The sequence below is a fragment of the Spirulina sp. CCY15215 genome, from assembly GCF_016888125.1.
In the GTDB taxonomy this organism is placed as follows: Bacteria; Cyanobacteriota; Cyanobacteriia; order Cyanobacteriales; family Spirulinaceae; genus CCY15215.
Genome location: NZ_JACSWA010000171.1, coordinates 1 through 1,598 on the forward strand (window position 1 = coordinate 1; position 1,598 = coordinate 1,598).

The window sequence follows — 1,598 nt, forward strand, 5'->3', positions numbered from 1 at the left end:
AACAGAAAAGATATTACAAAAAGGTTCTTATTTTCCTCATCTTGTGCCTGTAACAGTCCGAATTGGTGAGGCGATCGCTCCTCCAAGTTCGAGTAAACGAGATGAACTACAATCGGTAACAGAAAAATGTGCAGAAGCAATTAATTCTTTACACGCTTTAGGGCGATAATATTGCTTTTAACTGTCGAAAAGAATCTCAATTTGAGAAGAAAATGGCAACATCAGTAGAATATGAAAGAGCGATCGCAACTTTGCAATGGGAGGAATTGCGATCGCTTTGGGAAAATATCGAGCAAGGCAATACTACCCCTGATTGGGAGCCAGGTAAAGCCTTTGAATACTTAGTTTTACGAGCTTTTCAGCTTGATGGAGCTACAGTTAGATATCCCTATCGCGTGCGGCTTTTTGAGGAAAACGTCGAACAAATTGATGGGGCTGTCTACTGTAGTGGACTTTCCTGTATAGTGGAAAGTAAAGATTGGGCGAAAGATGTCGATATTGAGCCTATTGCAAAACTTCGCAACCAACTTTCACGTCGTCCCGCAAGCACGGTAGGTTTAGTTTTTAGTCGAAAAGGTTTTACTAATCCTGCTCGTACACTTGTCGCTTTTTCTGCTCAATCCACTATTCTTCTTTGGAATGGAGAAGAAATACAATATTCACTAGAGCAAGAAAAAATACGCGAATTCTTAATGAGTAAATATCGTGCTTGTGTAGAGGAAGGAATACCAGATTTTGACTTTAGAGGGGTAGTATAAACTATGAACGCTTACATTGTTACTGAAGTTGCTTTTGACGAACATTTACTTCGCAGTTTAATTCCTGAAGATTTACTCAATGATGTTGGGCTTTTTGCCGCAGGTGGGACATCTGCTGTTAAGTCTTTTGCTCGTTCTGTCGTTGTGCGTCGGCAAATTCCAACTGTTATTGTTGCTGATGCTGATTCAATGATACCAGAATTAATTGAATATCGTCGTCGAGATATTCAAGAAATTGTGGAAATTTTAGCAATTGACATTCCTGTTGAAGTCATTCTCGCCGAACCGGAAATGGAATGTATTTTATTTTACGATCGCTCTTTTCTGGCGCGAGTTTTTGGTGGCGATCTTTCTGAAGAGACCATCGAGTTAGCAAAACTTCAGCCGAAAAAAGCCTTAGAACAATTAATTTCTCAGTCAAACAAATTCGATAATATGATTGAATTATTGAGCGTGTTAACAGATGAAGATATTGAGATTTTACGTCAAGCACCCACGATTCAAGAAACTATTCAATTTCTGCGATCGGCACGCAAACTTACACCCGTTTAATCAATTGACAATCATCTAAATCTATGATAAAGTTACCCGATCGCTTAGAAACAAAACGGCTAATTTTACGCCCTTGTTGTTTACAAGATTATTCAGATTATCTAGAATTTATGCAGGATGAACAAGCAACTCAATATTTAGCTTTTTCTCCGGAACAACGAACTGAAACTGGAGCAAAACAGTTATTCGAGCAGGAGCAGGCACTCATCCAGGAGGAGGCATTTCTGGAATGCCAGGGCGCAATTGCGCTCGTGCTTTCATCCAAAACCAACAACCTTTTTTAGAAAA

The 1,598-nt window shown here is 39.4% G+C and carries 3 protein-coding genes and 1 pseudogene; all 4 read left to right on the plus strand.

Features of this window, described 5'->3' with window-relative positions; all coding sequences use genetic code 11:
* A pseudogene (locus JUI58_RS27500) lies at positions 1–169 on the plus strand (1-acyl-sn-glycerol-3-phosphate acyltransferase); the annotation flags it as partial.
* Positions 170–212: 43 nt separating this feature from the next.
* Positions 213–758, plus strand: coding sequence for a restriction endonuclease (locus JUI58_RS00830; RefSeq protein WP_204101852.1), 546 nt, complete (start codon positions 213–215; stop codon positions 756–758).
* Between the two features lie 3 nt (positions 759–761).
* Positions 762–1,310, plus strand: a complete 549-nt coding sequence (locus JUI58_RS00835) for a hypothetical protein (protein WP_204101853.1) — start codon at positions 762–764, stop codon at positions 1,308–1,310.
* Between the two features lie 23 nt (positions 1,311–1,333).
* Positions 1,334–1,594 (plus strand): GNAT family protein, encoded by a 261-nt coding sequence (locus JUI58_RS00840; protein WP_204101854.1) that lies wholly within the window; start codon positions 1,334–1,336, stop codon positions 1,592–1,594.
* Positions 1,595–1,598: the final 4 nt, after the last annotated feature.